This is a genomic window from Mesorhizobium sp. WSM4840, from assembly GCF_055811755.1.
The window spans coordinates 14,878-41,629 of sequence record NZ_JBVVQD010000020.1 but is presented as its reverse complement, the minus strand read 5'-3'; the positions used below and the strand labels follow the sequence as shown (position 1 = coordinate 41,629).

Below are 26,752 nucleotides of genomic sequence, written 5' to 3'. Positions count from 1 at the left end.
CGATGCCGCGGAATGGGAACGCACCCATGCTTGGGCACGAGGGCCCCGAGCCAACGCGCATCGCGCCAATCGGCGTCGTCACGTTCGAGATACATCACCGGCTGCTCGGCGCTTTTACGCTCGCATATGCGCCGGCACGCCGCTCGATCGATGACGCATCTGCCGACGAGGCTGCTCGTTCCACGAAAAAGCGATAAGCGCGAGATCAATGGGCAACCTCGTCGGGATCGAAAAGAGCGCTAAACCGGGTTGCTAGATCAATCCAGGGTGCCGCGTCGCCGCACTCTGAAGCTATTCGAACGACCGCCGCCAGATAATCGGTAAAAGCCTTCAGTCTTATGGCGCCTTGCTCTGAGAGGCAGTCAATGGCGTCAAGCCGCTGGTAAACGGCAGCGAGCATATGTTGCACCAAAAGCAGGGAGGATGGGCAAGGGCAATCGCTCTTACTCGCGAGGCGCCTGCACTCGCTGCAAAGCGGCGGAATGTCCTCTAAGGCTAGGTCGCTGGAAAGACGTTGTATGAGATTGTCAGTGGCGTTCCTTGTCGAGAAGCCGGCCACCGGCTCCCCATCGCGTTGGTTCAATGAGGTATCACTGTAAAAGTTCATGGTTTCTTCCTTTCTGATGGCGAGGCTAGGCTTCCGCGAGATAGTCGTGGACGACCTTCCCGAGCGCGAGCGTGAGATCTGCGACGAGGTGTACTGCCGAGACTACTTCCAGCACCGGCAGTTCGGCGACGGGGGCAAGCGCATGCGACCAGAGGTTCAGGGCTGCCGGGCCGGTCCAGGCGCCCCTCAGATGGACGTCCTCTAGATGATATTCCACGAGCTCGCAGATGCGCGGCGTGCCGTCGACATCGGGGATAATTTTGAGGAGGAAGTTCGGTTCAGCGAGCGAGGCCCTCACGCTCGCGAGGTCGGCGGCTCGGTGCTTGTAGCCCATGGTACCCGTCGCGACGCGGACCGGCCCGTAGTCCAGCGTGCCAACAAGGGTATCCGTCTCCGTTCGGAGCGTTGGGCTAGCGAGCTTCTTGGGAAAGCCCCACAACTCCCGTCCGCCCGCTATCGGCGGATGGTCGTCGAGAAACATGCAGTGGGTATAGCTCCCCCTGCGGCCACAGAAGGAGACAGGGATGACCTGTCCGCCTTCCGTGTAGTCGCCGAAGCCCGTCGAGTCCGGCATGCGAATGAACTCGAACTTGACCATAGGCTCGCACACCTGAAGCGGCTCCGGCACAAGGTCGCGCAGTTTCTGCGGATCGGTGCGATATGTGATGATCAGATACTCCCGGTTGCGGAAGCGATATGGGCCAGCCGGGTAGGCCGGGCTGGTCAGGGGCATGGCGAAAGCTCTCCCACGGACGGTATCTTGGTGCATGTTTGAAATTCCTTTGTGCTGGACCAAGTGGGCTTAGATCGGTCTGCATGATGGCGGCGAGGCTCTCCGAGGTGCTGTCGTAGCCTCGTAAGGGATGCATGGCGTAATCGCGCGTAGCCATTTGCGCTGGGCAATTGCCTTGGGGCGCGAGGCGATGGTCGCGGACGCGGTTCCATGGCTCCGGTTGTGATCGAGAGGCAAGATTCGAGGTAAAGTGATTTTGTTCCTCATTTGAAGGCGCTGCTTCCCGTCTGCCCTCGTGGTCGGAGGAGGTGGAGTAGCGGCCAGCTCCGATTTCTCCTCATGACGGGGTTTGCGGATCGACGCGCATGCGCCATGCCAAATGAGAAATCGTTCGAGGCCTGCAGGACAGACGGCCTCGGCGAGCCAGTCGAGAGAGAAAAGGTCTTCGCCTCACGCGGGTCAGATACGAATTCCTGAGCACTGCGGTGATGTAGCAAGAAGGCCTGCGACGCCACCAAACCTCTGTCGCGAAAATATGGAGGTGACGCGGTATCCGCCGTCTAGCCAAACAGCATACGCAGCATCCGGCAGCACGCACTCGACGGCCTGGCCCCATCGCCGGCTTCAGGAGAAAAGATCAGCTATGAGCCGGCAGGCAGTCGCTGCACGCGGCGGTCAGGTCGTGTAGAGCTTCCGCGCACACAGCCGGCGCCGAAATGATGCTAGATGATGAGCCGACGCCAACATTACCGCAGGGGAGACAGCCAAGTCTGTCCTCAAGCGTCTGACGATGAGTGATGCATGTCCAAAAGCTGACAGCGACAAAAAACATGTCTGGTCCAAAACCACCGGCCGCCTTGGGCGTGAGGTTTCTCGAAGCCTACTCGTGCAGTTGCTGCGGCTAAGCGCGCTGGCATGGCCTTTGCTGGAGATGCGGCAATATTGAGTGGGGGCTGACCGCATAAGAACGCGAGACCATTGATGGTCTGCTACGCCATCTCGGCGGCGCGCCCGCTCAACGGTCACGGCTACACCTTTGGCAATGGCTGACGCTCGACATTGCGGTTGCGCCGCCCTGCCGCGCCGATGCGCCCAAAGTTCGTTGATAGTCCGCTCGGCGGATTGAGGAAACCGGCTGTTGACTGCTGCCAAGGCGGAGATGGCTGGGCTCATTCGGACTGTCTTGACCGTCGGTGTCATGAAGCCAAAGACACCATGCTGGACGTTATGCATGACCAGACAAGTGGGAGTCACAACGAATGATTTTACCGGAACTGCGCTCTGCTATCCCAGCCGGCAGAGTTTTGGAGATAACGACGACCACAGGATGCATCGTGGGATGTTCATATTGTCCGCAGGACAAGTTCGCTGACCGGCAAAGAAAAGTATCTGATACGAAGCATCTTAGTCTTGGAGATTTCAAGCGCTGTCTGGCGCGCGTACCAACTTCCGTCGACATTAGTTTTGCCGGGTATTCTGAGCCATGGCTCAATCCGGATTGCACCGAAATGGTCGAGCACGCTTCCGCCAAAGGCCACGGCATCAGGATTTTCACGACGCTTGTGGGAATGAAGGGGCGGGATCTACAACGCTTGCAGGCGCTGCGGTTGGGGGTATTCGTGGTTCATGTTTTTGATGATGGCGCCCACATGAATAGCCGCCTTGTCGGAGACAAGTATCGCGATTTGGTTGGTCAACTCGTCGACGCCGACATCCCATCAATTCGATTCGTGGTTTTGGGCGAGGCCCATCCCGATATCGCCGACATTATCCCTGCCGAAGCCATAGTTCGCGCGCGACCGGTGAGCAGCAGGGGTGGAAGCGTAGATCCTAAGATTATAGAACCACGGCAACCAGTCGTCGGAGCGCTGATATGCGTGGACGAACGACAGTATCGGAATGTTCTCCTTCCAAACGGCGAGGTTACTCTCTGCTCCATGGATTTTGAGCGGCGTCAACCTTCTATGCGACGAATACGGCGATCTCTTTAAAAGCCCAGTTTTTTTGCGAAATCGTCGATCGCATGAACGGAGCGGATGGTTTTCTGCTCTGTAGGATGTGTGAATTTGCCGATCCAAACGACCGGGTGCTGACTGGGTGCCGGCCGACCGCCTGAGAGAGGCGGGCCGGCGAATGCTCCTTTGGACTGTAAATCCCGGCGAAATCATTGCGTTTTTCGCGTCACGCGAGCGTGATCCCGTACGCGCGGGAGTCGGCCTCGATTATTTACGAGGCGAGCTCATCGAAAGTAGTCGTCGGCTTCCAATCGAGCTTGATGGCCGCCTTGGAGGCATCACCGATCAGCAGGTCAACCTCGATTGGCCCGAAACAACGTTCGTCTATTCGGATCAGCGCTTGGCTATTCCTGCGTTCGCGGCCCAACTCGTCAACACCTTCGCCTTCCCAGAATATCTCCTTCCCGACCCGCCTGGAGGCAGCCTCGACAAAGCTGCGGACCGAATGCGTCTCGCTGGTCGAGCACCGTCAGGCTCGTGGTGCTGCAGGATGGGGCACACGGCCGCGACATAGCTGTGTGACCGTCTTTAGCTGGATTCTGCGTCTCAAAATCCGGATTTCGCCTCCATCTTCCGCAAGACGGGAGAGACCTCTTGGGACCCCCGGCTTCCGAAGGCGCCTTTTCAGATTCCCGCCGCGAGAAGTGGCAAGAGCCTTTTTCCGCGACACAGTCCATGAAACTGGGTTGCTGGCCGTCCTAAGAGAATATTCCGATGCGGAGCGCCCTATTAGCTACCGGCTCCTGGCAAGAGGACGGCGACGCGGCAAATCGGCCACCGGCGCAAGGTTTCCCCCCCCCCTCATTGTCGGATACCCGACAGGATCACAAACCCGCTAACCGTTGCTTTCATGAAAGTTTCCTTGTGGCACGTTTGATGCGGGGGATCTTACGAACACATCAGCGGATGCCCTCCTATGAGCAGGCTCAGAGAAAAATGCAGTCACCGCATTCGAGACCGCGCCCCGCTGACCGCCAAGTCGGTCAAAGGTCGGCTCATCATGGTGGAGGCGGGCGACTTCGCCCGATTAAAACACGGAATAAGAAAGCATCTCGCTGACCGAGACGCGATCATCGAAGCGGGCGGAGATACGTCGATCCCGTCCACGCCCACAAGTCGTGGACATGAGTGTCGATCTCATCACTTGGCCGGGATCCATGGGCTTCATACCCGACCATACGAAAGCGCGATCAAACTCTAGCAAATCCGCGGCACCGAGGTCGAGAATGCCCGCATGGACAGTAAGCCCAATGGCCATGGCCGATATTCGCCGCGAGCATCGCCTAATTGGGAAACACCTATAGGAGCAAGGCAAGTGGAACTCTCTTGCGTTGGAGTGGGTGCTGGGCCTTCTAATTTGAGCCTTGCGTGTCAGATACACGAGCAAATTGGGCAAGGGGCACTATTCCTGGATCGGCAAGTCGACTTCCGCTGGCACCCAGGCATCGCATTCAATTCCTCGGAGCTCCAGGTCAGCCACTTCAAGGATCTGGTCACGCTGGTGAATCCGCGATCAGCCTACACTTTCGTAAACTACCTGCACGAGAACGGGCGTCTGTACCACTTCCTGAATGCACAGTTCTTCGAGGCCGTGCTCAGATCTGAGTTCGAGCAATACCTGAACTGGGCCTTCCACAGGAACCCGCTTGTCTGCGGCGGCGAAACGGTGCGCCAAATCCGCTTTGACGGCGAGTTTCGGGTGCACACCGATAACGCGGTTCTCCGCACCAGAAACGTCGTTCTCGGCATTGGGAAGCAGGCGCATATTCCGCCTCAGTTTCAGGGCTGGACTGGACGCAACCTGTTCCACTCATCTGAATTGCTGCACATTCATCCTGAGGTGCACAAAAAGCATGTCTGCGTGGTCGGCGGGGGACAGTCCGGAGCCGAGGTGCTGTTGCACCTTGTTGGTCTGCCAAGAGAACGGCGACCTGCCTCGATCACCTGGGTCTCGCAACGCGAAAACTACCTGCCCATCGACAACAACCCGTTCACAAACGAGTTGTTCATGCCCTGCTTTTCGGATCGTTTCGCGGCAATGAGCGAGTCGCAGCGCAAGCTGTTCCTGCGGCGGTTCGTGCTTGCTTCGGACGGCATTTCGGGAAGCACGTTGCGCGCGATCTATCAGGCGCTATACCGCCACGCGTTTCTAGAGCCAAACCGATGCGAAATCACACTGCGGCCGGGCTGCACTGTCTCGCACTGCATCAACGTCGGCGCGGGCCACAGGCTCACCCTGCAGCACCGCATGGAGGAGGTCGAAGAAGTCACGGCCGACATCGTCATCCTGGCCACCGGTTACGAGAATGCGGTGCCAGGCTTCTTGGAACCGATGGCGGACCGGCTGGAAAAGATCGACAACGAATTGGCAATTCGCGAAGATTTTTCGGTGTGCTGGGACGGACCGCGTGACAGACGCATCTTCGTACAGAACGCCAGCCTAGGACAGCGTGGGCTGGCTGATCCGAATCTAAGCCTGCTGGCCTGGCGAGCGCGTCGCATCCTCGACAGCCTTCTGGGGCGCGCGCCGCGCGCCAACCCCGAGCATCCCGGCTTCATCAGCCCTACCTCTGTCGAGAGCTGGTCCGACACCGTCGCAGAAGCAATGGGCAGCGGGATATGACCGGCCGACTGAGGATCATTGGCGGTGGCATCCAAATGCCGAGCGGGCTGCACTGCGCTGACCAACTTTTTCGGAATCGCGGAATTTCCGACCTATTGCCAGCCAGTCGAGAAGGTCATGCGGTTCGGGGCGCTGGGTCAGCCTAGCGCGCCCGCGCACCGCCGGCGGCGAATGATGCTAGATGAGCCGAGGCCAACATTACCGCAGGGCAGACAGCCAAGCGGTTCTCGCCCTCAAGCGTCTGACGCATGATGCGTGTCCAAAAGCTGACAGCGGCAGAAAACATGTCGGGTTCAAAACAACCGGCCGTCTTGGGCTTGTGAGGTTTCGAGGCAGAATCATGCATTTACTGCGGGCAAAGCGCTGGCATGACGTTTGCTGGTTGAGATCGGCAATACTGAGTGAGGGCTGATCGCATGAGAACACGCAAGACTTTGATGGTCTCCTAACCGGTGTGTTCCGTTCTGAGAGAAGAACCAGCTCGCGCATAAACGTCAGGAAAGGTGTGGGAATGGAGAACAACATGTTGCGTAGAGAGTCCCCGGCTCCTCTGATCAAAGTGGACGACTGGCTGCGTGGCGAACCCCTCACGAACTTTCAGCCCGGCAAGGTGTAGGGATGACAGGTGGAATGGAACCCTGGTCAGTTCGCCCATTTTCTGCGGCGCGCCCGCAGTAACTGTGTCCATGGAGCACAGGGTCGACCGTTTGCTCCAGGTCAGGAGCTCGGACCTTAATAACTTCCAACCGAATAGCCGCGGCCGCGATATTCGACGCGAATTTGGCCCGTCGTTGAAGACGTCACAGTCCAGGACGTGTTCAAGGTCGGCCACAGGGGCAGCATTTACGTGGAATGGGCCTGGCCAGGCCGGACATCGGCTGCGTAAGCGGGCCCGAAGTCGGCGTAACCGAAAGCAGAAATCCTCCGTTGAGGACGAGACCTGAAATTGAGGAAACGAAATGTCTCACGCAGCGCTTGGCCCTGCCGTCAACAAGGACGGCGAGGCCCTTGCCCGCCGGTTCGTCAAATGCTTCCTGCGGCTGATCCGTGCTCAGGACTTCCACGGCTCATGCCAACGGAAATCGGACACCGGGCTGCTGGCCGATTTCAACATCACCAATGAACTGCGCCGGAATATCCACTCATTGGCAATCCGGATCCGGACGCGCTGTCGAGGAGCGCTCAGGCGTGATGACATAGTCAACAACAGAAATGAAACTGACGGTGCTTCGGGCGCGTGCTTTTCACGGTCGGGCAGTTCGCCGGTCTGTCGAAGGCGTCTACCGGTTCGGCTTCGAGACTCTCCGGAAACTCGCGGATACCGGCGCGAAACTGGTCGACGATGCGACTGCAGCTATTGCCTATCCCGACTGGCGCGGGCGTGAAGAAACCAATTGTCGAGGAAGGATCATGTCAAACCTGGATGAGACGGCGAAGAAAGTCCGAAAGCTTCAACTGCGCGCGGCAATTGCCAAGACGAACTTGCGCGACCTTGCCGAGGGTCTCCCGGTCAAATGGATTGAGATAGAGGAAGTCGCCAAGAAAACGCATGCCGTTTATGCCGAGTTGGATGGTGCCAGGAGAGAGCTCGCCAAAATGAAGAGTTTAGGATGAGGAGCACGTTCATCAGCCGCGACGGCTCCACATGGGTGCCGGAATATTTGATCGCTATAGATGGCAAGATCTGTATCGGCTGCGGCCGCTGTTTCAAAGTCTGCTCGCGCGAGGTCATGCATCTTTACGGCGTCGATGACGCGGGCGAAATCCTCGGCGCCTGCGACGGCGGTGACGACGACTTCGATGGTGAGCTCAATCGCATGATCATGGTTGTCGACCATGCCGGCCGCTGCATTGGCTGCGGAGCCTGCGGCCGCGTCTGCCCAAAGAACTGCCAGACCCATGTCGCGGCCGACCAGATCGCAGCATGAGTTGCATGATTTGACGAGACAAAATCAGGAGAACGGCATTGCGCTTCATCACATTTTGCCGGCTCCTCGGGCTGGTCCTGTGCGGCAACGCTGTGACGGTTTACTTCGCTTCGCATTATTCGTTCCCTCTAGCAGTGGTCACGACGCTGGGCTGTTCGCTACTTCTTCAGCTGGGCTATTTCGCAAGCGTGCTCTTTCTGATTTGGCGGTCCAGCCGCGCTAGCAACGCCGGGCAAGGGGCTGGGCTTTTAGATAGGTCCCAGGAAGTTCGGTACCAGTCGCGCGACGATGATGAGCATAGGAATGAAACTCAAGATGTACCCCAGCGCAATCAAACGCTCGGCATATCGCTGCTCCTCCCTTGACGCGCCGTCACAAGATCAGAGCTCAGATTCATCACTTTGTTCAAGTTTGATTATTGAGGTCATTGTTCCCTGATATGGTCGAAGGCGACGGCATTCTCATCGTTCTAACGCCAGGGCAATGCAGTTTCAGTTCTCCGGGCAATGGTAGTCGATCGCAGCGCACGGCACGCGGGTTGCTTCGTCTCGAAGGCGAACGAAGCGCCGGAGAACATGACACGTGTGAAGGTGGCACATGTCCGGCTCTGCCACAGCCGTATGATGAGCTTCAAGAACCGCGCCTGACGCGCCCACCGCCCAAACATCCGCACTCGCCGGGCTGCGCAACCCGACCAGCTCCGCCCGGCGAGCGCTCCTCGTCGCGCCTATGCAAGCGGGGGCAATAAGTGGACGCCGATCTGGAGTGCGCCCCTGAGGGTGGACAGATATCAGGCTGCTGATTTGCCAGTCTGCCGGATGTGTTGATCCTGGAACTGCTGTCCGCATCCTCGGCGACATCGCCCTATCGCCGATCGAGCTCTTGGCATTGCCATGTCGTGCGACGGTCCTGCTGTCGCCCGCTCGCCGTCTCAGGCGTGGATATCTTGCACCCTATTTACCTCCGTGCCGAGGCGACCTGGCCCGAGATGTTTTCGAAGCATCGCCTGAGGGCGCTCGAGTGCCTCAATGAACTAAGTCTGGGCCAAACCCGGAAAAACGCGTCTAACCTTCGTTCTTCGTGGGCTCGACGGCTCACTTGCTGGGGCGTCACATCGCGAGGTTGCCGAGGGGCTGATTGGCCTACGGCGCGTCCATGCCGATTGTGGCGATCCTCGCGATCATCTGCCCGAGCGCATTTCGCCGCGCCGCCTCTCGTGGCCGCGCCCTCTGAATTGAAGGTAAACATCCGCCCTGTCCGTCAGCCGGCGAACAGTTCGGAGCTCAAACCCGGTCACCACCAGTTCGCCAGGTCGAAATGGCATCGAACGGCCTTGTGGGTGCGCTCTGGTTCAGGCGTAGGTCGATGCCGAGAGGCCTCGTTCGGCATTGTCCGATAGCCGACAATGTCTGGTACGCAACGTGGAGGAAGCTGGCTCTCGGGTGTTTCTTAAATGCTTTTTGGCTTGGCACGGTACATGCTCGTTATTGCGCAAAACGCACGGACTGAGTGGTCCCACCGCCACGAAAGTCGCTAGCTTACGCCACCTCCCAAGGCGAACCCGGCCCGGCAGGGAGGTCCGTCTCTGCCGGGCATGCCTTTTCAGACGATTCGCGTACAGAACTTCAAATTGGGCGGCGCAATGTCCGACTGAAGAGGATTGCGTCGAATGGAAAATGAAGGCCGTTTCGAGGCTCTCCGACGCATGGCCGGAGCGAGAAGGGAGTGTTGGCCATGCGGGAGGGTTCACGCTCAGCGTGTTGTGTCGGCTTTGTCGGTTCGACGACACAGCCTTGGTTGGCCGGCGTCTTGGACGTTTCGTCTAAGCCACTGAAAACAAACATACTATTCCTTCCCTGGCGCCGTCATCTAGATCGGCATGAATTTTGCTCGATTCCGTTGAGAGGGCGGGAGCTGCTTGCCAGGGAAGAGCGAAGAGATGGCTCGGCAAAATTGAAGGACGGGAGATCACAGATTTGTTGCGAATGAACACGTTGGCCGCTGGCGGCCATGCGTCTGCGGCTAGAGCCTCCGTGGGGTTTGAAGATGCGGCGAGGGACTGCAGTACGCGTGTCGATCACATGATTTGCTGGCGGCTCCAACAAGGGGCGTTGCAGATGTGCATACGGTTGGCGAGTTACGTCCTGTTCGTGATGACATTCTTCGTCAGCACTATGACTGCGAACGGACAGGAGACCAGCCTTGTCGGCATTTCCCAGGGTTCGGAGCTAACCGCGGCGGCCAACCATCTGGGACAAGGCGGATACGAGCTGTCGGGTGGTACCAACGTGTCTTTCGACAAGTGGTACCATAGCAAATGGATCGACATGCGATTTGAAATGTTGACGCAGCTCTCGGATGATTTCGGTCTCCTGTGGGGCGCGAGCACCGGCCAACATGCCGAGAAGGTCCGAATCGACCCAGGTGTGAAACTCGGCTTTATTCTGCAAAAGCGACCGACGCCGTCCACGACGCTTTCTCTCACCGTCAGTTCGATTTTGGGCGGGAACCTGACGGAACGACCTTGCACGGCTGACTATGGCGCCGTCGGCGGCTTCCAGACAGTGAATTGCCGTCTGGCCGCGTCGCAACTCCGGCCTGCGGACACGTTGAAATATATGGCAAACATCAATCCAAGCCGATTGAAACTCGATCTTCGGTTCAGGGGTGAATTCTAGAGATAGTGAAAGGCATAGGCGGTACATTTCGTTGATGAAGAACAATCCAGACAGGAAGTTTATTATGCACAAAACACAATTGTTCCCGGTAGGACTCGTTGCCGGTCTTTTCATGTGCCTGCTGACGGCACCCGGTTTTGCTGGTGATCTCGATGCGCGGGTCAGCGGTAAAGGAACGACCGGAACGCCAACCACGGAAAGCAGTAGCTCGGGCTGCCCACAAAATGCCGACGGGACCTTTTGCTGGATGAGCCCGGATATTGGTGAAGCATGGGCATCGGGCTATACCGGTTCCGGCGTATCGGTGACTGTCGCAGACGACTTCACAGGTGAAATGGATGAGTTTGGGGATCTCGGCTATGGCCCCCAATGGCGGCAACATGGGCAGTGGATCGCTCAAGCAGCCGGCATGGTGGCGCCTGGCGCAAAGATAGTCGAGCTCGACTATTTGGAAGCAGTTCCGCTGACGCTGGAGGAGGGGCTCAATGTCATTAATCTGAGCTATGCCCTTGAAAACCCAGTGAGCGGGTACCGGCTCGAGCAGTCGATTGTCGATGCGGCTCGGGCGGGTGCCGCGGTCTTCACAAAGGCAGCCGGAAACAAATCCGTAGCGGTAGGTACCCCGGCCGAAGGGGATATTGATTTCCTAGCTCTTGAGCTGACTGGGACGCAATCGACAATCTTTGTGGGTGCGCTCGAGCACAATGGCACTCCCGAAAACAAGGCGAAGCTCGCCTCCTATTCGAATTACGCCGGTTCAGATTCGGAGGTGCAGAACCACTTCCTCACGGTGGGGATCGATAGCGACAAGATTGGGCTATCCGGAACGTCTTTCGCGGCACCTGTAGTGGCTGGCTATGCCGCCATCCTTGGCAGCAAGTTCACGTCCGCAACACCGACACAGATAACTAATCAGTTGCTGGATACGGCTAGAACCGACACGCTCGTCAACTACAATCCGGCGGCTTACGGCCGCGGCGAGGCCAGCCTTTCGAGGGCATTGGCACCCGTTTCGATCAGGTAGACGAGCACTTCGATCGAGCAGCTGAAACTTCTGTGAGGCGTTGAGCGCCGCAAAAATCGCCTCGCAGAATTCGGCTCGGCAACTGTGCGGTTCTGCCGATCCAAGCGCAAACAAGAGCCACTGCGTTTTTATCGAAGTCTGTTGGTTTGGCGGTCTAGCTGCGCTCGCAAAGCTGGCAAAAACACAGATGCCGACCGCGTGTCGTCGTAGGTTTCCTAGGCGATGGTCGCCTCATCGCAGCATGCCGACATGTGGATCGCTTCGTTTCAGTCGCAAGGAAAGCGCTGGAAATCGCCAAGGCTCTGACGGCAGGTCGAAGAGCGCGGCCGACCAATCCAAGCAGCGCTTATGGAACGAGTTTTGCGTGGCTATTTCAGCTGAATGATCATCGCCGGAGAGAATATGCTGGAAAAATTCGAACGTTACCCGCTCACCTTTGGACCCACACCCATTGAGAAGCTCGACCGGCTCGGCAAGCATCTGGGCGGCAAGGTGGAGATCTACGCCAAACGCGAGGACTGCAACTCCGGTCTCGCGTTCGGCGGAAACAAGCTCCGCAAGCTCGAATACATCATCCCCGACGCGATCGCGTCGGATGCCGATACCCTGGTCACCGTCGGCGGCGTGCAGTCCAACCACACGCGGATGGTTGCAGCCGTTGCCGCCAAGATCGGCATGAAATGTCTCCTGGTTCACGAGAGCTGGGTCCCCCATGAGGATGCCGTCTACGACCGCGTCGGCAACATTCTCTTGAGCCGGATCATGGGAGCGGAAGTGCGTCTGGTCGACGATGGCTTTGACATCGGCATCCGGCACAGTTGGGAAAAAGCGCTCTATGAGGTCAAGGCAAGGGGCGGCAGGCCTTATGCGATACCGGCCGGGGCGTCTGTTCATCCGAATGGAGGCCTCGGCTATGTGGGGTTCGCGGAGGAAGTGCGCGCCCAGGAGGAACAGCTAGGGTTTGGCTTCGACTACATGGTCGTTTGCACGGTCACCGGTTCAACGCATGCCGGCATGCTCGTCGGATTCGCCAAGGACGGTCGACAGCGCAAGGTGATCGGTATCGATGCCTCTGCCACGCCTGCAAAAACCAAGGCGCAGGTGCTAAGCATTGCCCGACATACAGCGACCCTCGTCGAGCTCGGAACGGAACCTGTCGAGGATGACGTGGTGCTGCTCGAAGACTACGCGTACCCGCGGTACGGCATTCCATCCGAGGAAACCAAGGCGGCGATCCGTCTGTGTGCGCGGCTCGAGGGTATGATTACCGATCCCGTCTATGAGGGCAAATCGATGCAAGGGATGATTGACCTCATCCAAAAAGGCTTTTTTCCAGAGGGCTCGAGGATACTCTACGCGCATCTCGGCGGCGCGCCGGCCATCAACGGTTATGGCTACACCTTTCGCAATGGCTGATGCTCGACAGATTTCCACGTGCTGTGCCTGCCGTAACAGCGCTGCGCCAATTTTGTCCGAAGGCCTTTGGGAAACCGCAGTGGGCCGTTAACTGCCGCCACGAGGTGGGGTCGTGGCGCTGGATGCTTGCCAGTATTCGCCTCTGCTCAATGTGTCCTGGAGCCGCATAAGAAGGCAGCAGACATGGCCGTTTAACGTTTTTTGCCATTCTGCGTGCGGCGATGATCGCCGCAAATTAAATAAATTGGAAACCACTGAAGATGTCGCGCAGGTGCGGAGGTATCTACCTGATCAGGTATGGAAGCTGTGACCAAGCGTGCTCGAGCTGGTCGTCGTCGGCGAGCACATCGCCGCACACCCCCAGCGCGGCGGTGAACTGGGCCAGCCCGGGCGAGGGAAGAGGCGTCCCCCGCGAGCGTGAGAGCGGGCAGATCGGTATCGGGTCTAACGAGGGCTTGCCCATGTATCGCGAGCGTAGACGAGACCGTCGTCTTTTCGGCAATTTTGACCGAAACGGCGCGTTCAGCCGGCGCGCTTGCTTTCAGGCGGGTTCGTCCACCTGGCTCTTTGAGCACTACGTGCGGAGGGGGTGGGGGCTACGACGTAGCCGAGCCGCTCTATACGGAGGCGGCGCGCGCGAGGCGAGGCGAGGCGACGATGAGGTGAGTTTGTCCCCCGATCGCCTCTACGTAGCTCTAAGTGTCGACAGATCCATATCGGCCTGTTTCTCGATCTTCGAGACAGAGGGCTGCTTGATCTTGAAGGTCGAGGCAATCTCCCTGGGCTTCCCAGCCGCATGGCGCAGCTCTCCGAGGCTCTCGACCTCGTCCTTTAACTCTTCGAACGTGCGTCGACACGCTCCCGACGCTCCTCGGGGAGGGCGGCGATCACGTCATCAAGCTTGCGTTCCATCACCTCTTCTCCTTCTTAGCCGCCGCCCGGCGGTTGAGATGCCCTTGACAGCCTTTGTCCAATGGCGTGCTGATTGGCGGCCCGGAACGGGAAGTCGCATCTGGCCATTGCCATCGCCCGGGCGCTCATCCGGGACGGGCGCGGCCGCTTCTTCGACGGGACAACTACCGCACTGCTCGATCCTCTCACGCATCGTTGCGAGATCATCGAAATCGGACATGAATCCTGGCGCTTCAAGAACCGCGCCTGATCACCACATCGCCCAAGACGATCCGCGCTCGCCGGGCTTCGCAACCCGGACCAGCTCCGCCCAGCGAGCGCTAGACGCGATGCGCTGCAGCCAAGTTTTACCGGGATATTCGCTTCGGCATGTTGCATGATAGGACAAAGCAAGAGGGATACCCCCTCAAAAAAGCAAAACTGGGCTCATTATCGATGTAGAACCGCCAAAGTGCTCGATGGGTGGATTTGCAGAGCGCGATTGAAGGTAGCTGAGACGGTTTGTGCCGAGCTGGAACGGTCCGTGCAGTCCAAAATGCGTTCATCCGAAAATGTCATCACTTGGCAAAAACGGCTGTTTGACCCGAATCTTTTATTTTCAGTGGCTGAGCGGCGTCTAATTGGTCGATGTCCGCTGCATGATGGGTGTTGCAATCAACGATGCCCCAGAATGGCGAGCAGCATCCGGCCGGCGATTAAAGCCCTCAAGGGATTTGACGGCCGAAGCATCCTTGAGGTGATCAACGACTTAGACGGGGATACCTATCGCGCCGTCCATGCCGTCGCTTCGCTGGTGTGATCTACATCCTTGCTTCCAGAAGAAGGGTAGGGAGACGCCCAAGTGCGAAGTCGATCCCGTTACAGTGATTGAAGGTGGCCGAGACGCACGATCGCGAAAACCATCGGAAAGGAACAAAGTCATGACTGAAGAATCACCGGCGAAATGACCAGCGGCAACGTGTTTGCGGATTTGGGCTTTGACGAAACGAAGAGAATTGCGGAAAGCCAAGCTCGCCCGTGAGATCCGCGCCATCATTATTCGTCGGCGCCTCACTCAAGCCAAATCCGGCTCAATTGCTTGCTATGAAATAGCCCGACATATCCGCCGTAGTCATGGGGCGAACAGCCAAGCTCTCTATAGATCGCCCGGTGCGCTGCCTCGATCGACTCGATTATAAGGTGGACGTTGTGGCGCGTCACAAGCCGCGCAAATCGGCACGAACTGCCGCAGAAGCAGCCTAATCATTGGCGCAAGCGTGGGGTCCAGCTCTCGACAAGATCGTCTTCCTCGGGGATTTCCATCTCCTCATCCTCCTGGCCTATTTCGGTGGATACGAGGATCATGAGTGCCGAACTGCCCTTGCGCCCCAGTTTTCCTTCGAAGCGGTCGTCGCTTCGCAGCGGTACGGATGACCTTATCCGGCCGACGATGGCTCTTCCGATTCTTAAGTCCAAATGCTCTCTGGCGTGAGGATCTCGAACGGAACAATCCGCTGTTCGATTAGCCGTATGTCCTTGCGTTCGATCATGCGCAGCATCACGTCGATGAGTTCTTCAGGCATCCTGTCGACGGGATGGCACAAGGAAGCAGTAATCAAGCCTTCGCTCAATCCCTTGCGTGTCTCGGGCCCGATGTCGCGCAGACGACCCGGATTTTGCACTGGTGCTCCACAGCGAGCTCGCGCATGGCACGCGGAACGCCGGAAATGCCGCCGCCATTAACGAAGATGCCCCTGAACTCCGGCTCCTCGGCTATCAGCCTGCGAACGATTGCCTAGGCGTTCTTCGGCGCCTCATGGGTCAGGAGGGTTTCGCTGACGTGGAACTCGGGCGCGTGCTCGCGCATGTAGGAGCGAAAGCTCGCATCCGCGATGTCTTGGAACTGATAACGGTTGCTGCCGATGAGAGGAAAGACCTTGCCGGGCCGACCGGACGTCTGGCTGATAAACCATGCGGCGGTGCGGCCGGCCTTCCAGTTGTCGGTTCCCACAAAGCCGGCCCGGCTGGCGGCGGACAGGTCGGTGACGTAGGCGATCACCGGAACGCCTTTGACGCGCAACTCATCAATCGCCTGGCCGACGAGCGGGTGATCGGCCGAGATCACCACGATTGCATCGGTGCTTCCGCCTATCTTGAGCAGATTGGAAGCGACCGCTTCGGGGGAAGGGTCGTCCTCGAAGAGCACGTCTGGCTCAATAACCGCATCTGTGCGTCGCGCGCAGGCACCTAGCTAGAAGCGCCTCGGCCCAGATCCGACAGAGCGGCCGGTGCGATTGCTACATGAAAAAGCTCAAGTGCCGATGCGGGAGATTGTCCCGCCTGCGTTCGTGCAGCGGCCCCGAACTGCGGAAGCCGATCTGCTGCGCTGCGCTCAAGATGAGGTCGGCAGTCTGCGGTCGCAGTGTGCCAGTTCCGTGCAGGAGCCTATTGACCGTGGAAATACTTACGCCCGCGGCTTTCGCCAGATCGGCGATCGTTGGCCTGTTCATCAGCCGCCTCTCATATGCAATGAATGACTTCTTTCAAGTGCAAAGGCCATGTCAGCGGCGAAAGACGCGTAGCTCTCCGGATCCTTCGAGGGAGAGGCCTGACATGTTGGACGAAATCTCCGCGCCGCCTGATGCCAATCGGCAAGATTGTTCGCCCGCGGCCGCCCGTTTTTCCCGATGGCACCACGCGCGCTGCGGGCTGTGCGATCCGAAGCCGCGCGGCGCGCTGCAATGCGAAGGCGCCAATCTGGCTGACGTCAACGGACAGTGCTTTCTGGACCTCAACAACACTTCTGCCATTTCTGACTCATAGGGATGGCTTTGCCCCGGCGCTGGATGCGGTCGCGCGCATCCTTCATGACCGCAGCCGCCTTTTCAATTCGACGGCTCATGAGATCGACTTTGCTGAATTACCTGCTCGATTGCCTTCCGGCGGTCGAGCAGATCCATTTCGTCAAACATCGACACTGAGGCCGTGACGATCGCCATCAAGGCGGCACGCGCATTCACTGGACGCACGAGCATGCCAGATCGAAGGCGCTTATCAGGAATCCTTTGATTGGGCCGAGGCAGGCCAGGGGAGGGATATCCGCAACATCGGGTCACCGCAGGCGCCTGCGCCCGTGCCGGCTTACGCAGGCGCCGGCATCAATTGCCGATGAAGTCGTCATTTGTCGCTTCAATGATGCCGATGGTGCGGCCGTGCTGGTTATGGACGTGCATGGACGATCTTCCAGATAAGGGCAGGCTCGGGCATCAACCGCCTCTCGTCGAAACCACACCTCCCCTTTTTCTTGGCGGTACGCTCCACGATCAATCCGACCGGGATCAAGGATAACAACCGCAGCCTGCTCGCCATGGTGCTGAACTCCCCTACCAAACAGCACCACGCGAACGGCAAAGATCATCAAGGTCGATGGTATGGAACAGCCCTTCGAAACGGCATCGAAGGCGCCCACCCTGGTCGTGCTGAACACCACAAAGAGAAGGAAACGATCTATGGAACAGATTGCCACCGCCGGTACGGATCTGGGCGCTCACGTCATTTCATGGGCGGCCACGGTTGCCTCTTTGCGGGATCGGAATTGCTCCCATCCTGCTGCGCGAAGATTACACTCGACGCAGGTCCCGCAACCGAAACCCCAGCTATGTCTATGCTCTCGGTCTCCGCTATAGCAAGTGTGGCTTCCCTCGCAGATGAGCTTCACCAGCGCCTCGCCGCCCAGCCAATCCGCCAGCGCCCAGGTCTGCGCCTTGTCGCGCCGCATGAGGGGTGTGTGAATGACGAAACGCGTCTCTATTCCAAGGTTCAAGGCAAGTTGCATCGCTTTAACTGCGTCATCTCGACAATCCGGGTAGCTGAAACGATCCGTCTCGGACACGCCGATCACGAGGTGTTTCGCGCCCATCCGGTAAGCTATCGCGGCCGCAAAGCCGAGGAACAGAAGGTTCCGGCCAGGCACGAAGGTATTTGTTAGACCGTTCGCGTTCAGTGCGACCTCGACGTCGCGCGTGAGCGCGGTATCACTGATTTGGCCGAGCACGGCCATGTCAATCATGTGGTCCTCGCCTAGTCGCCCACGCCAGGCCGGAAAGTCTTTTCGAATGCGCCCGAGCAGGTAGGGCCGCACATCGAGCTCGATCCGATGCCGCTGCCCATAGTCGAAGCCGATTGTCTCGACGCGCTCGAAGTTCTCCAGCGCCCAGGCCAGGCAGGTTGTCGAATCCTGGCCGCCGGAGAAAAGGACGATTGCGGTTCCCGGATCTCGTTGCATCAGGTCAACCCTCGTATTCAGCCCAGCACAGCGGCGTCTCATAGACCGTTACCGAGCACATTTGGCAAAGAAGCGGCTTGGTTTGGTTCCAGATCCAGATCGCAATGTTTTCCGCTGTTGGATTGTCGAGACCCTCAACCTCATTCAGATACTGATGGTCGAGACGTTGCAGAAGCGGTCCGAACACAGCCTCGACATCGAAGAAATCGATGACAAAGCCTGTGTCTGGATCGACGGGCCCTTCCAGACGCATTCAACACGGTATGAGTGGCCATGCATGCGGTGACATCGGTGGGTTTCTGGCACCCGCGGAAGACAGTGCGCTGCCTCGAAGGTGAAAGCTTGCGTAATTTTCATGGGATCCCGAGAAGTTTGTGGGTTTGAAGGCTCAAGCGCCAACGTGGGTTGGCAAGACAATAGGCCACTGCGGCGGTCGTATTCGCCTCGCGCTCGGGCCCATCCATTGGCTGAAGCAAAAGGTGCTCAAACGCGAGAACTTCGAAATGTTCGGGCTCCCCGCCAATCTGAGGATATACAAGCTTTAGCTCGTCCCCTGCCATGACCACGAGGCGTGCATTGCATTTCGGACTGACGCACAGCCAGTCGATGCCGGCGGGTGTGGGGATGGTACCGTTGGTCTCAACGGCAATTTCAAACGCCAAGGAATGCAGCGCTTCCAGGAGTTCTTCATCGATCTGGAGGAGGGGTTCCCCTCCGGTGAGCACGACAAGACGCTGCCCAGTTCCCGGCCCGCGCCAGGCTTGCTCGACCGCCAACGCAAGCTCTTGTGCGGTGGCAAAATGTCCGCCACCGGGGCCATCTACCCCAACGAAATCGGTGTCGCAGAATCCGCAGAATGCTCTTGCCCGGTCGCCTTCACGTCCCGACCAAAGGTTACAGCCGGCGAAACGACAAAATACGGCAGCCCGCCCGGCATTTCGTCCTTCACCTTGAAGGGTGTAGAAAATTTCCTTGACCGCATATGGCATTGCTTACGCGACCTTCCGCCGAGCAAGGGAGCGCCTCTGCTGGGTTACGAGACGCGGCAAAAGGTGGGAAATGCCGCACTGCACGTTTTGCAACTCGCTCCACCGTCGAGACCCGCTTTCGGCCGAACTCCACACAGAATTAGGATTCAGTGGGGAAAGGTTGCGGGGAAGGGTCTCTGGTTCCTCGAAGCCTATCACTACGAGAAATGGTTTGATCACGTCGCTCATGGCAATGATGCCTTGACAAGGACGAGGCGTGAGAATCCTGGTGTCTCCTCGAAAGCCTGCCTCACAGCACGGAAGAACTCGCTCATCAGCCGTAAGCCGCGCTCCAGGATGAGGCGGTCGAGCGATGAGGATGTCATGTGCGGCGGCAGGGCGCCGAAAAAACCCGCTATGTCCTGATCGGTGATCTGAAGGGCTTCATCGATGGTCTTGCCGACGATGAATTCGTTAAACGCCGAGGAAGCGGTTATGGCCGAGCCGCGGCCGAAGGTCTGGAACGTTGCGGCGGTGATCGTTTGCGTCTTACGGTCGAAACCCATCGTCAATTTAAGCCCACCGCCGCAGGCGACGGCGCCGACCTCGCCGGCCGCATTGGGAGTGTCCAAAGCGCCGACATTGTTCGGGTTGATGAAATACAGCTTGTCGCTGAAGAGGTAGACGTTGTCGGTGTCATCCCGCATAGGCGCCGATCCTTGTCATGATGGCGGCTAGCCGAAGGACTTGCCGCAGGCGCATTTGTCCCGCGCATTGGGATTGTCGAAGACAAAGCCCGAGGATTCCAGGTCCGTGACGAAGTCAACGGTCATGCCGGCGAGATGGGGCTGGGAGTTTGCGTCGATGAACACCTTGAACCCGTCCGTCTCCATGATGGCATCGCCCTCGCGCGAGACGCTTTCCAGACCCATCAGGTATTTGAGGCCGGCGCAGCCTCCCGCCTCGACCATGATACGAAAGCCTTCCGCCGGCTCGTCGGCGCGGGAAAGCGCGGCCTTGACGGCAGCGACGGCGTTTTCAGTGAGTGTGATCATGGGACTATTTTCTTGCGGATGCGTTCGCAAGTCGCGCTGCACAGAACGTGCCAGAGACGACAAATCCATTAAAACAACGGTTTAGCGGATTTGGCGCCCTGTCTGACTATCCTACAATTGTCGGATGTCGGACAGAGAGAAACCTTGCGTACAGAAGCGGCATCGGACAAATCGCCAGTGTCGTCGCCTGAGCCAGCGTTTTCGATCATATGAATGTCGACCAGTTAAGGGCGGGAACACTTAAGCGTGCTGCGCTCCAAACGCCGCGCCATCGTCACCACACAGTGCGGTGGGGATCGCCTAGGGGACTTCTTCTATGATACCCGCTTCATGACGAACTTCAGACCTTTTCGGGTTTTCGCACATGGGCGGTTCAGTGGTGATCCGCACAAGGACTCCTGTCGACCGGTCCTCTATAACGAATAGGAACAATCATTCCGAGAACGATAGTTCCCGTTCAGGTCCATATCTCGATGTGGATTTCAAGAGACCATGGCGATTATGCGTCGTTTGCGCCGAGCAGGACCTGACGCAAGAAGTGCTAGCTGCGCGTGCTGAGCTTAGCATCCGCTACGTGGCTCGATCGAACGTGCCCGTGTCTCTGCGAGCGAAAGCGTGCTCGGGCGGTTAGCAGCCGCGCTGAACGTGGATCCCTGCGCTTTGATCAGACCGCCGCACAAATAGCAGCTATGTTTGCATCCGGATGCTGAACTCATCATGTGCGAACTCGGACTGCCGTTGAAGGCGCGCGCTGAAGATCGCCGTCCCTGATAGTCACGATCTCCTTCTGGCCTCGGGCCGAATGTCGCGAGCGATGCGCATGCGGCCAGGTCCCTGCAGTCCGCGTGCCTTATAGGCGGGGCGGGCGCGCGCTCAGGTGGATGTCTCGGCCAATCCCGTCGAGCTCGCCGGTCTGGATGCACCGCTCGTCTGCCCCATTTGCACGGCCGCCAGCAACAGCTATCGAATCGCCAAAAGCCTTCATCGGCGCCATCCACAACGCCGCGACGGCCGGATGGGTGAGTCGGACCTGAACAGTGCCGCCGGTCCGCCGATGCGGAACCGAGTAGAAGGCCCCGTCGGCTTCGAGGTGGTGATCGCGATTCGCTGGCCACCTCCATTTGGCGTTATTCGAACGGTGCCGCCGGCTACGGCATCAAGGCTGCTCGCTCGATTTCCTCGAACAGTCCCCCGCGGGGTTTGCCGGCATGGTACATTGGCCCGCTTTTGCGAGGGGGAGAAACCACGTTGATGGCCCACCGTTCTCAATGGCTGCGAGCGGGTGAGTTTTGTTTCCTCTCGCAATGACCATCTCACAGCCCGCGTCCGTGGCAATCCTTGCTGCCATCAACTTTGTCACCATGCCACCCGAACTGTGCCGTACGAAGGAAGGACCCGCCATGGCCTCTATCTTGGGAGTAATACATCGAACCTCTGTCACCAGATGGGCTGCAGGATTGACGTGTGGGTCTTCCGAGAAGAGGCCATCTACGTTGGAAAGCAGTATGACAATGTCGGCGTTTACCATCTGCGCGATCCGTGCCGCTAGCCGATCATTGTCGCCAAAACAGATCTCCGCCGTTGCGGTCGTATCGTTCTCGTTGATAATGGGTACGGCGCCAACTTTGAGAAGTTGTTGAAGGGTTGAAGCAGCATTGAGACGTCGATGTTGGTTGTCTATATCTTCTCGGGTCAATAGTATTTGTCCAACACTAAACCCATGGCCTCTTAGACTCTGTTCGTAGGCACGCATGAGCAGAACCTGACCGATAGCGGCGGCCGCCTGCTTCTCCTCAACTCGCAGAGATCTGTCCAGATGATTGAAGCGACTTGAGCCGGCGGCGACAGCACCGGAGGTTACGATGATCACCTGCTGCCCGCGTGCGAAAAATCGGCCGACATCCTCTATTACCGTCTCAAGCCAAGGACCGTGTATCTCTCCGGTTTCTGCATTGGCGATCAGTGCCGAGCCAATCTTTACCACCACCCGGCGAGCCGAAACCAACCGGATTTGGCTTGTTGGTGCTGCCGTTGAGTGTTGCTGCGCTAGAGGTGAAGACACGCTCTCGCCCTTTCTGATGTCACGTCTTTGAGGGTGTAAGGGTGCACGAGGCGTCCTTCATTTCAAAACAGCTGTCAGCAAGCCGCCTTCGCTTTCCGCGATCAGAAGCGGTAAGTGAAACCTGCGCCTAGCAGCCGGGGATTGAGCGCGGCCTTCCCCGTCACCTTCGCGCCGCTTCTGGAACGTTGCGGCGGTGATCGTTTGCGTCTTACGGTCGAAACCCATCGTCAATTTAAGCCCACCGCCGCAGGCGACGGCGCCGACCTCGCCGGCCGCATTGGGAGTGTCCAAAGCGCCGACATTGTTCGGGTTGATGAAATACAGCTTGTCGCTGAAGAGGTAGACGTTGTCGGTGTCATCCCGCATAGGCGCCGATCCTTGTCATGATGGCGGCTAGCCGAAGGACTTGCCGCAGGCGCATTTGTCCCGCGCATTGGGATTGTCGAAGACAAAGCCCGAGGATTCCAGGTCCGTGACGAAGTCAACGGTCATGCCGGCGAGATGGGGCTGGGAGTTTGCGTCGATGAACACCTTGAACCCGTCCGTCTCCATGATGGCATCGCCCTCGCGCGAGACGCTTTCCAGACCCATCAGGTATTTGAGGCCGGCGCAGCCTCCCGCCTCGACCATGATACGAAAGCCTTCCGCCGGCTCGTCGGCGCGGGAAAGCGCGGCCTTGACGGCAGCGACGGCGTTTTCAGTGAGTGTGATCATGGGACTATTTTCTTGCGGATGCGTTCGCAAGTCGCGCTGCACAGAACGTGCCAGAGACGACAAATCCATTAAAACAACGGTTTAGCGGATTTGGCGCCCTGTCTGACTATCCTACAATTGTCGGATGTCGGACAGAGAGAAACCTTGCGTACAGAAGCGGCATCGGACAAATCGCCAGTGTCGTCGCCTGAGCCAGCGTTTTCGATCATATGAATGTCGACCAGTTAAGGGCGGGAACACTTAAGCGTGCTGCGCTCCAAACGCCGCGCCATCGTCACCACACAGTGCGGTGGCGAACAACGGGTGGTCGATAGCCGCATCGATCGCGCCTCCTCGCTGGCGCTGTCGATTCTGCGTTGGCTCGTGGGTGCCGAACACCACTCGCGTGCTCGGCCCGTGGTCTGTAGTGCGGCCGCCACCTCGCGAGCGCCGACAGAGGCTTTGTGAAGCCAGGAGGTGGGCCGACGCGCCGCCCAGGGACAGCGCAATCACCGCCACGGCGCCCACGGCCACGATTGGGCGCCACGGTCAGTTCCAGTTCTGTCGCCAATTCGCGGTCTGGCTCGTCCGCATTCCAAAACGAAACTCGAGCGAACACCGGTCTCGCCGTCACAGCGAAGGAGAGAAGAAATCACTATCTGCCACAGATACTCGTCGGCAAGGATCCCGTCACGGCCAAAGGCGGGTACTGACTGCCACGTATCGATACCCAAAGCGTTGCAACAGATTCGTCAAACAAATTTACAGACTCTTTGCGAATGCAAGTCGTTGACCATGATACATTCGCTTTAAGTCCGAGATTGGCCGTAGCTAATCGCCGAAATCGATCGTTTGGAATGCGCAAACATGGAACCTGCAGCGTTGATCGCAAGCCGCATACAGAGAGGCCCTCTAATGGATACCGACATTTTCGCAGCTTACGAGTCTAACGTTCGTCGCTATGGGCGATCGTTTCCCACAGTCTTTACAAAGTCACTTGGGGCGACAATCTGGGACGAGTCCGGCAAACCATATATTGATTTCCTCGTAGGGTCCGGAGCGCTCAATTACGGTCATAACCATCCAGATATTATGGCGCCGGCAATTCAATATCTCGCCGATAGAAATATTGTTTTGTCGCTTGATATGTATACAGCTGCAAAGCGTGATTTCATCGAAGTGTTTGTTAAGTCGATCCTGAAGCCCCGGGGCCTTTCTTACAAGATACAGTTTCCTGGGCCGACCGGGACGAACGCTAACGAAGCGGCGTTGGCGCTGGCGCGAAAATATACCGGCCGCTCGAGTGTCATGGCCTTCACAAATTCGTACCATGGCATGTCGCTCGGCTCCTTGGCGGTGTCGGGTTCAGCGTCAACCAGACAGCTTGGCGGCGTTGCTCGCCACGATGTGATCCGTGTCCCTTACGAGAACTATCCGAACCAAACTTTCGATTCCGCGAGTTACATTGATCACGTGTTGGGCGACCCAGGCAGCGGGATAGAAAAGCCGGCCGCAATCATCCTGGAGCCCATCCAGGCAGAAGGCGGCATGAACACCGCATCCGCACCATGGCTCGCAGAAATTCAGCGCATTTGCCGTAAGCACGACGTTGTTTTCATCGTCGATGACATTCAGGCAGGTTCGGGACGAACGGGCGATTTCTTCTCATTTGAGTTCGCGAAAATCGAGCCCGACATCGTGTGTCTTTCAAAATCGCTAAGCGGTTCAGGCAATCCGTTGTCCATAGTTCTGATTCGCCCAGACATGGACATATGGAATCCGGGAGAACATAGCGGGACCTTCAGAGGCAATAATCTCGCCTTCGTGACTTCCGCGGCCATGTGCACGATGTGGTCCGATAGGCAGTTTACTACAGCCGTCGAGCGGACGGCCGTCAAACTGCAAGAACACCTTGATCGTCTCGTTGCGAAATTCCCTGAGTGCATCGAACAAAAGCGCGGCCGTGGTCTGATGGCCGGCCTCAAGTGCCGTTCGCAGGCCGTTGTTGGCCGTGTGCACGATGTCGCGTTCGAAAACGGCCTGCTGATCGAATCTTCAGGGCCAAATCGCGACGTCATCAAAGTCCTTCCGCCGATAACCATCTCAGATGACGAGCTCGATCATGGCATTGCTATCCTCGATCAGGCACTACAGGAGAAAACCAATGGCGACTAACCAAGTACCGCAAACGCCGTCCATCTCGCCTCTTACCATCAAAGAACGAACCGGCTCGATCAGCACCACGGAGATCATCTCGGTCCTGAAAGGTGAGATCACGGCTCTGCACATCAAGAAAGCTTTCAGCATCGAAGTAGCCGAGGAGATCACCACTAACTTTGTTAGCAGTCCTGGTCTCAAGGAGCGTAAAGATGGCGTCCCCGGACAATATGTGGGCGCATCCCATTACAGGAAGGATGCAGCCACATATTTCGCGGAGGCGGAAACTGCGCGACCGTACGTCGACGCCCTTTTTGGCAATTTGGTTGATCCGGTCCGAGGAATATTCGACGCGTTGAAGCGCGAGCTTCACGACGAAGGTATCGAATTGCGGCTGGCCCGTTCGGCGCAGGGCCAGGCCAATATTTGTCGCGCTCTCAGTTGGTCTGGCAGTGGCACCTTTTCCTTGGAGCCCCATGACGATGTCGCTCAAGTCCTATGTGCCGGGAACGACTACGAGCTTTCTTCGGTGGCGCACAACACCGTCGCAGCACTCAACTTCTATCCCAGCATGCCCGAGGAAGGTGGCAATCTGCGCCTCTGGAGTCATAAGCCGACAATCGCGGATCGAAAGTCGCAGGGTGTGGAGACCACAGGTTATCCGTATTCGGCAGCTTATCTCGAGGCTTTTCCTTCTAGCGAGTTCCAGCTCAAGGCCGGAGATATCGCACTAATTGATGGCGGTTTCGTTCATGGGGTCACCGGCCAATCAGGCAACGGAAAGCGCCGCGTGCTGCTGAACAGCTTTTTCGGATTTGCGCGGCCAGATCTCGTTCTCTGGTGGACATGACATCGGATGTCGCAGCGACTGCTCCCGCCGGCAGTTCGCCCGTCTCTCGATCAATTTTAGGACTGTTTGTCCACACCATTTTCCAGGGACGATCCCATCAGGTTTAGATCGGTGGCGAGAGACCCTAGCGGAGATCTTTGATCGGCGACGAAATGAGGGAGAGAAAATTGCTGAAGATGAGAAGGTCATCCCGCCATCAAGAGATGGTTGATGGCGGCGCCGCACGCCAGGGCGCAGGCACATGATCCCGACGCTTGAAAGCGAACGCCTGGTGCTGCGTGGCTGGCGCAAGGAGGACTTCCCAGCTCATGCGGCCTTCTACGCGGATCACAAGCGTATGCGCTACATGGGCGGGCCGAAAAGCGAATGGGAGGCCTGGACGGTTTTCGCCGCCATGCTTGGCGAATGGGTGCTGAGAGGTTACGGCCTGTTTGCCGTCCAACTCAAGCAAACTCGATCCGTTATTGGGCGTGTGGGCCTGTGGCACCCTTCCTATCTCGACGAGCCGGAGCTCGCTTGGAGCCTCTACGCCGGTTTTGAAGGCCGCGGCTACGCGACCGAAGCCGCACGGCGTGTGCAAGTCTGGACCGCGCGCGATCTCGGGCTGCCGGCGCTCATGAGCTTCGCCCATCCCGAGAACCTACCATCGCAGGCGGTGGCGAGAAGGCTGGGTGCGACACTCCTGCCGGCTACCACTCTGTGCGGCGAGCTGCACTTGCGTTTCCGGCATCGATTGCCGACCTGAAGATCCATCACCGAAAGGACGA

Annotated in this window: 25 protein-coding genes and 3 pseudogenes; 16 read left to right on the top strand and 12 right to left on the bottom strand. The window is 58.2% G+C overall.

Going from position 1 to position 26,752, the window contains the following annotated elements:
* The first annotated feature begins 26 nt into the window (after positions 1–26).
* Positions 27–197 carry a hypothetical protein gene (locus tag AC0L3I_RS24255; RefSeq protein ID WP_473528458.1) on the top strand — a complete coding sequence of 57 codons (171 nt, stop codon included), beginning with the start codon at positions 27–29 and terminating at the stop codon, positions 195–197.
* Between the two features lie 8 nt (positions 198–205).
* Here the strand turns inward: AC0L3I_RS24255 and AC0L3I_RS24250 are convergent, their stop codons facing one another.
* Both AC0L3I_RS24250 and AC0L3I_RS24245 read right to left on the bottom strand, forming a co-directional pair.
* Positions 206–607 (bottom strand): hypothetical protein, encoded by a 402-nt coding sequence (locus tag AC0L3I_RS24250; RefSeq protein ID WP_473528457.1) that lies wholly within the window; start codon positions 605–607, stop codon positions 206–208.
* A 25-nt stretch (positions 608–632) separates the two neighbouring features.
* Positions 633–1,376 carry an acetoacetate decarboxylase gene (locus tag AC0L3I_RS24245; RefSeq protein ID WP_473528456.1) on the bottom strand — a complete coding sequence of 248 codons (744 nt, stop codon included), beginning with the start codon at positions 1,374–1,376 and terminating at the stop codon, positions 633–635.
* A gap of 1,223 nt (positions 1,377–2,599) precedes the next feature.
* Here AC0L3I_RS24245 and AC0L3I_RS24240 point away from each other — a divergent pair.
* From AC0L3I_RS24240 to AC0L3I_RS24190, 11 genes and pseudogenes are all read left to right on the top strand, one after another.
* Complete coding sequence (locus tag AC0L3I_RS24240; RefSeq protein WP_473528455.1) at positions 2,600–3,331, top strand: radical SAM/SPASM domain-containing protein; 732 nt, start codon at positions 2,600–2,602, stop codon at positions 3,329–3,331.
* Positions 3,332–3,473: 142 nt separating this feature from the next.
* Positions 3,474–3,869, top strand: a complete 396-nt coding sequence (locus AC0L3I_RS24235) for a hypothetical protein (protein ID WP_473528454.1) — start codon at positions 3,474–3,476, stop codon at positions 3,867–3,869.
* Positions 3,870–4,670: 801 nt separating this feature from the next.
* Complete coding sequence (locus tag AC0L3I_RS24230) at positions 4,671–5,978, top strand: lysine N(6)-hydroxylase/L-ornithine N(5)-oxygenase family protein (RefSeq protein WP_473528453.1); 1,308 nt, start codon at positions 4,671–4,673, stop codon at positions 5,976–5,978.
* Positions 5,979–7,190: 1,212 nt separating this feature from the next.
* A complete protein-coding gene (locus AC0L3I_RS24225; protein ID WP_473528452.1) occupies positions 7,191–7,592 on the top strand; it encodes a CCE_0567 family metalloprotein in 402 nt (133 codons plus the stop codon).
* On the top strand, positions 7,589–7,906 hold the full coding sequence (gene fdxB / locus AC0L3I_RS24220) for a ferredoxin III, nif-specific (protein WP_473528451.1): 318 nt from the start codon (positions 7,589–7,591) through the stop codon (positions 7,904–7,906). Before AC0L3I_RS24225 ends, fdxB begins: the two co-directional genes overlap by 4 nt.
* A gap of 92 nt (positions 7,907–7,998) precedes the next feature.
* Entirely contained in the window at positions 7,999–8,271 is a 273-nt protein-coding gene (locus AC0L3I_RS24215) for an exopolysaccharide production repressor protein (protein ID WP_473528531.1), read from the top strand.
* A gap of 1,764 nt (positions 8,272–10,035) precedes the next feature.
* On the top strand, positions 10,036–10,584 hold the full coding sequence (locus AC0L3I_RS24210) for a hypothetical protein (protein WP_473528450.1): 549 nt from the start codon (positions 10,036–10,038) through the stop codon (positions 10,582–10,584).
* 34 nt (positions 10,585–10,618) lie between these two features.
* Positions 10,619–11,608: a S8 family serine peptidase gene (locus tag AC0L3I_RS24205; RefSeq protein ID WP_473528449.1), complete on the top strand. Its 990-nt coding sequence runs from the start codon at positions 10,619–10,621 to the stop codon at positions 11,606–11,608.
* Positions 11,609–12,010: 402 nt separating this feature from the next.
* Positions 12,011–13,024 (top strand): 1-aminocyclopropane-1-carboxylate deaminase, encoded by a 1,014-nt coding sequence (locus AC0L3I_RS24200; RefSeq protein WP_096458539.1) that lies wholly within the window; start codon positions 12,011–12,013, stop codon positions 13,022–13,024.
* A gap of 972 nt (positions 13,025–13,996) precedes the next feature.
* Positions 13,997–14,186 (top strand): annotated as a pseudogene (locus AC0L3I_RS24195) (hypothetical protein); the annotation flags it as partial.
* Between the two features lie 420 nt (positions 14,187–14,606).
* Positions 14,607–14,735, top strand: coding sequence for a hypothetical protein (locus tag AC0L3I_RS24190; protein ID WP_473528448.1), 129 nt, complete (start codon positions 14,607–14,609; stop codon positions 14,733–14,735).
* A gap of 443 nt (positions 14,736–15,178) precedes the next feature.
* Here the strand turns inward: AC0L3I_RS24190 and AC0L3I_RS24185 are convergent, their stop codons facing one another.
* Together AC0L3I_RS24185 and AC0L3I_RS24180 are read right to left on the bottom strand one after the other, a co-directional pair.
* A complete protein-coding gene (locus AC0L3I_RS24185) occupies positions 15,179–15,391 on the bottom strand; it encodes a hypothetical protein (protein ID WP_473528447.1) in 213 nt (70 codons plus the stop codon).
* Positions 15,382–16,425, bottom strand: a pseudogene (locus AC0L3I_RS24180) (LacI family DNA-binding transcriptional regulator). Before AC0L3I_RS24180 ends, AC0L3I_RS24185 begins: the two are co-directional and overlap by 10 nt.
* A gap of 103 nt (positions 16,426–16,528) precedes the next feature.
* Here AC0L3I_RS24180 and AC0L3I_RS24175 point away from each other — a divergent pair.
* Entirely contained in the window at positions 16,529–16,738 is a 210-nt protein-coding gene (locus AC0L3I_RS24175) for a hypothetical protein (protein WP_473528446.1), read from the top strand.
* A gap of 724 nt (positions 16,739–17,462) precedes the next feature.
* On the opposite strand, the gene queC is transcribed toward AC0L3I_RS24175, so the two are convergent.
* The 8 genes and pseudogenes from queC to AC0L3I_RS24135 form a co-directional block, all read right to left on the bottom strand.
* Positions 17,463–18,200: a 7-cyano-7-deazaguanine synthase QueC gene (gene queC, locus AC0L3I_RS24170; protein WP_473528445.1), complete on the bottom strand. Its 738-nt coding sequence runs from the start codon at positions 18,198–18,200 to the stop codon at positions 17,463–17,465.
* 4 nt (positions 18,201–18,204) lie between these two features.
* Positions 18,205–18,557: pseudogene (gene queD / locus AC0L3I_RS24165) on the bottom strand (6-carboxytetrahydropterin synthase QueD).
* Positions 18,554–19,189 carry a 7-carboxy-7-deazaguanine synthase gene (gene queE, locus AC0L3I_RS24160; protein WP_473528444.1) on the bottom strand — a complete coding sequence of 212 codons (636 nt, stop codon included), beginning with the start codon at positions 19,187–19,189 and terminating at the stop codon, positions 18,554–18,556. Before queE ends, queD begins: the two are co-directional and overlap by 4 nt.
* 224 nt (positions 19,190–19,413) lie before the next feature.
* Positions 19,414–19,875: an iron-sulfur cluster assembly scaffold protein gene (locus tag AC0L3I_RS24155; RefSeq protein ID WP_473528443.1), complete on the bottom strand. Its 462-nt coding sequence runs from the start codon at positions 19,873–19,875 to the stop codon at positions 19,414–19,416.
* Positions 19,876–19,902: 27 nt separating this feature from the next.
* Positions 19,903–20,223 (bottom strand): iron-sulfur cluster assembly accessory protein, encoded by a 321-nt coding sequence (locus AC0L3I_RS24150; RefSeq protein ID WP_473528440.1) that lies wholly within the window; start codon positions 20,221–20,223, stop codon positions 19,903–19,905.
* Between the two features lie 1,156 nt (positions 20,224–21,379).
* Entirely contained in the window at positions 21,380–22,210 is an 831-nt protein-coding gene (gene proB / locus AC0L3I_RS24145; RefSeq protein ID WP_473528442.1) for a glutamate 5-kinase, read from the bottom strand.
* Between the two features lie 132 nt (positions 22,211–22,342).
* Positions 22,343–22,651, bottom strand: coding sequence for an iron-sulfur cluster assembly scaffold protein (locus tag AC0L3I_RS24140; RefSeq protein WP_473528441.1), 309 nt, complete (start codon positions 22,649–22,651; stop codon positions 22,343–22,345).
* A 27-nt stretch (positions 22,652–22,678) separates the two neighbouring features.
* Positions 22,679–22,999 carry an iron-sulfur cluster assembly accessory protein gene (locus AC0L3I_RS24135; protein ID WP_473528440.1) on the bottom strand — a complete coding sequence of 107 codons (321 nt, stop codon included), beginning with the start codon at positions 22,997–22,999 and terminating at the stop codon, positions 22,679–22,681.
* Between the two features lie 894 nt (positions 23,000–23,893).
* On the opposite strand from AC0L3I_RS24135, the gene ectB reads away from it, so the two are divergent.
* The 3 genes from ectB to AC0L3I_RS24120 all read left to right on the top strand — a co-directional run bounded on the left by ectB (position 23,894) and on the right by AC0L3I_RS24120 (position 26,730).
* Positions 23,894–25,153 (top strand): diaminobutyrate--2-oxoglutarate transaminase, encoded by a 1,260-nt coding sequence (ectB, locus tag AC0L3I_RS24130; protein ID WP_473528439.1) that lies wholly within the window; start codon positions 23,894–23,896, stop codon positions 25,151–25,153.
* Positions 25,143–25,985 (top strand): 2OG-Fe(II)-dependent halogenase WelO5 family protein, encoded by an 843-nt coding sequence (locus AC0L3I_RS24125; protein WP_473528438.1) that lies wholly within the window; start codon positions 25,143–25,145, stop codon positions 25,983–25,985. The genes ectB and AC0L3I_RS24125 overlap by 11 nt, the downstream gene beginning before the upstream one ends.
* A 241-nt stretch (positions 25,986–26,226) precedes the next feature.
* The gene (locus tag AC0L3I_RS24120) at positions 26,227–26,730 is read left to right on the top strand and encodes a GNAT family N-acetyltransferase (RefSeq protein ID WP_473528437.1); all 504 of its coding nucleotides are present in this window, start codon (positions 26,227–26,229) and stop codon (positions 26,728–26,730) included.
* Positions 26,731–26,752: the final 22 nt, after the last annotated feature.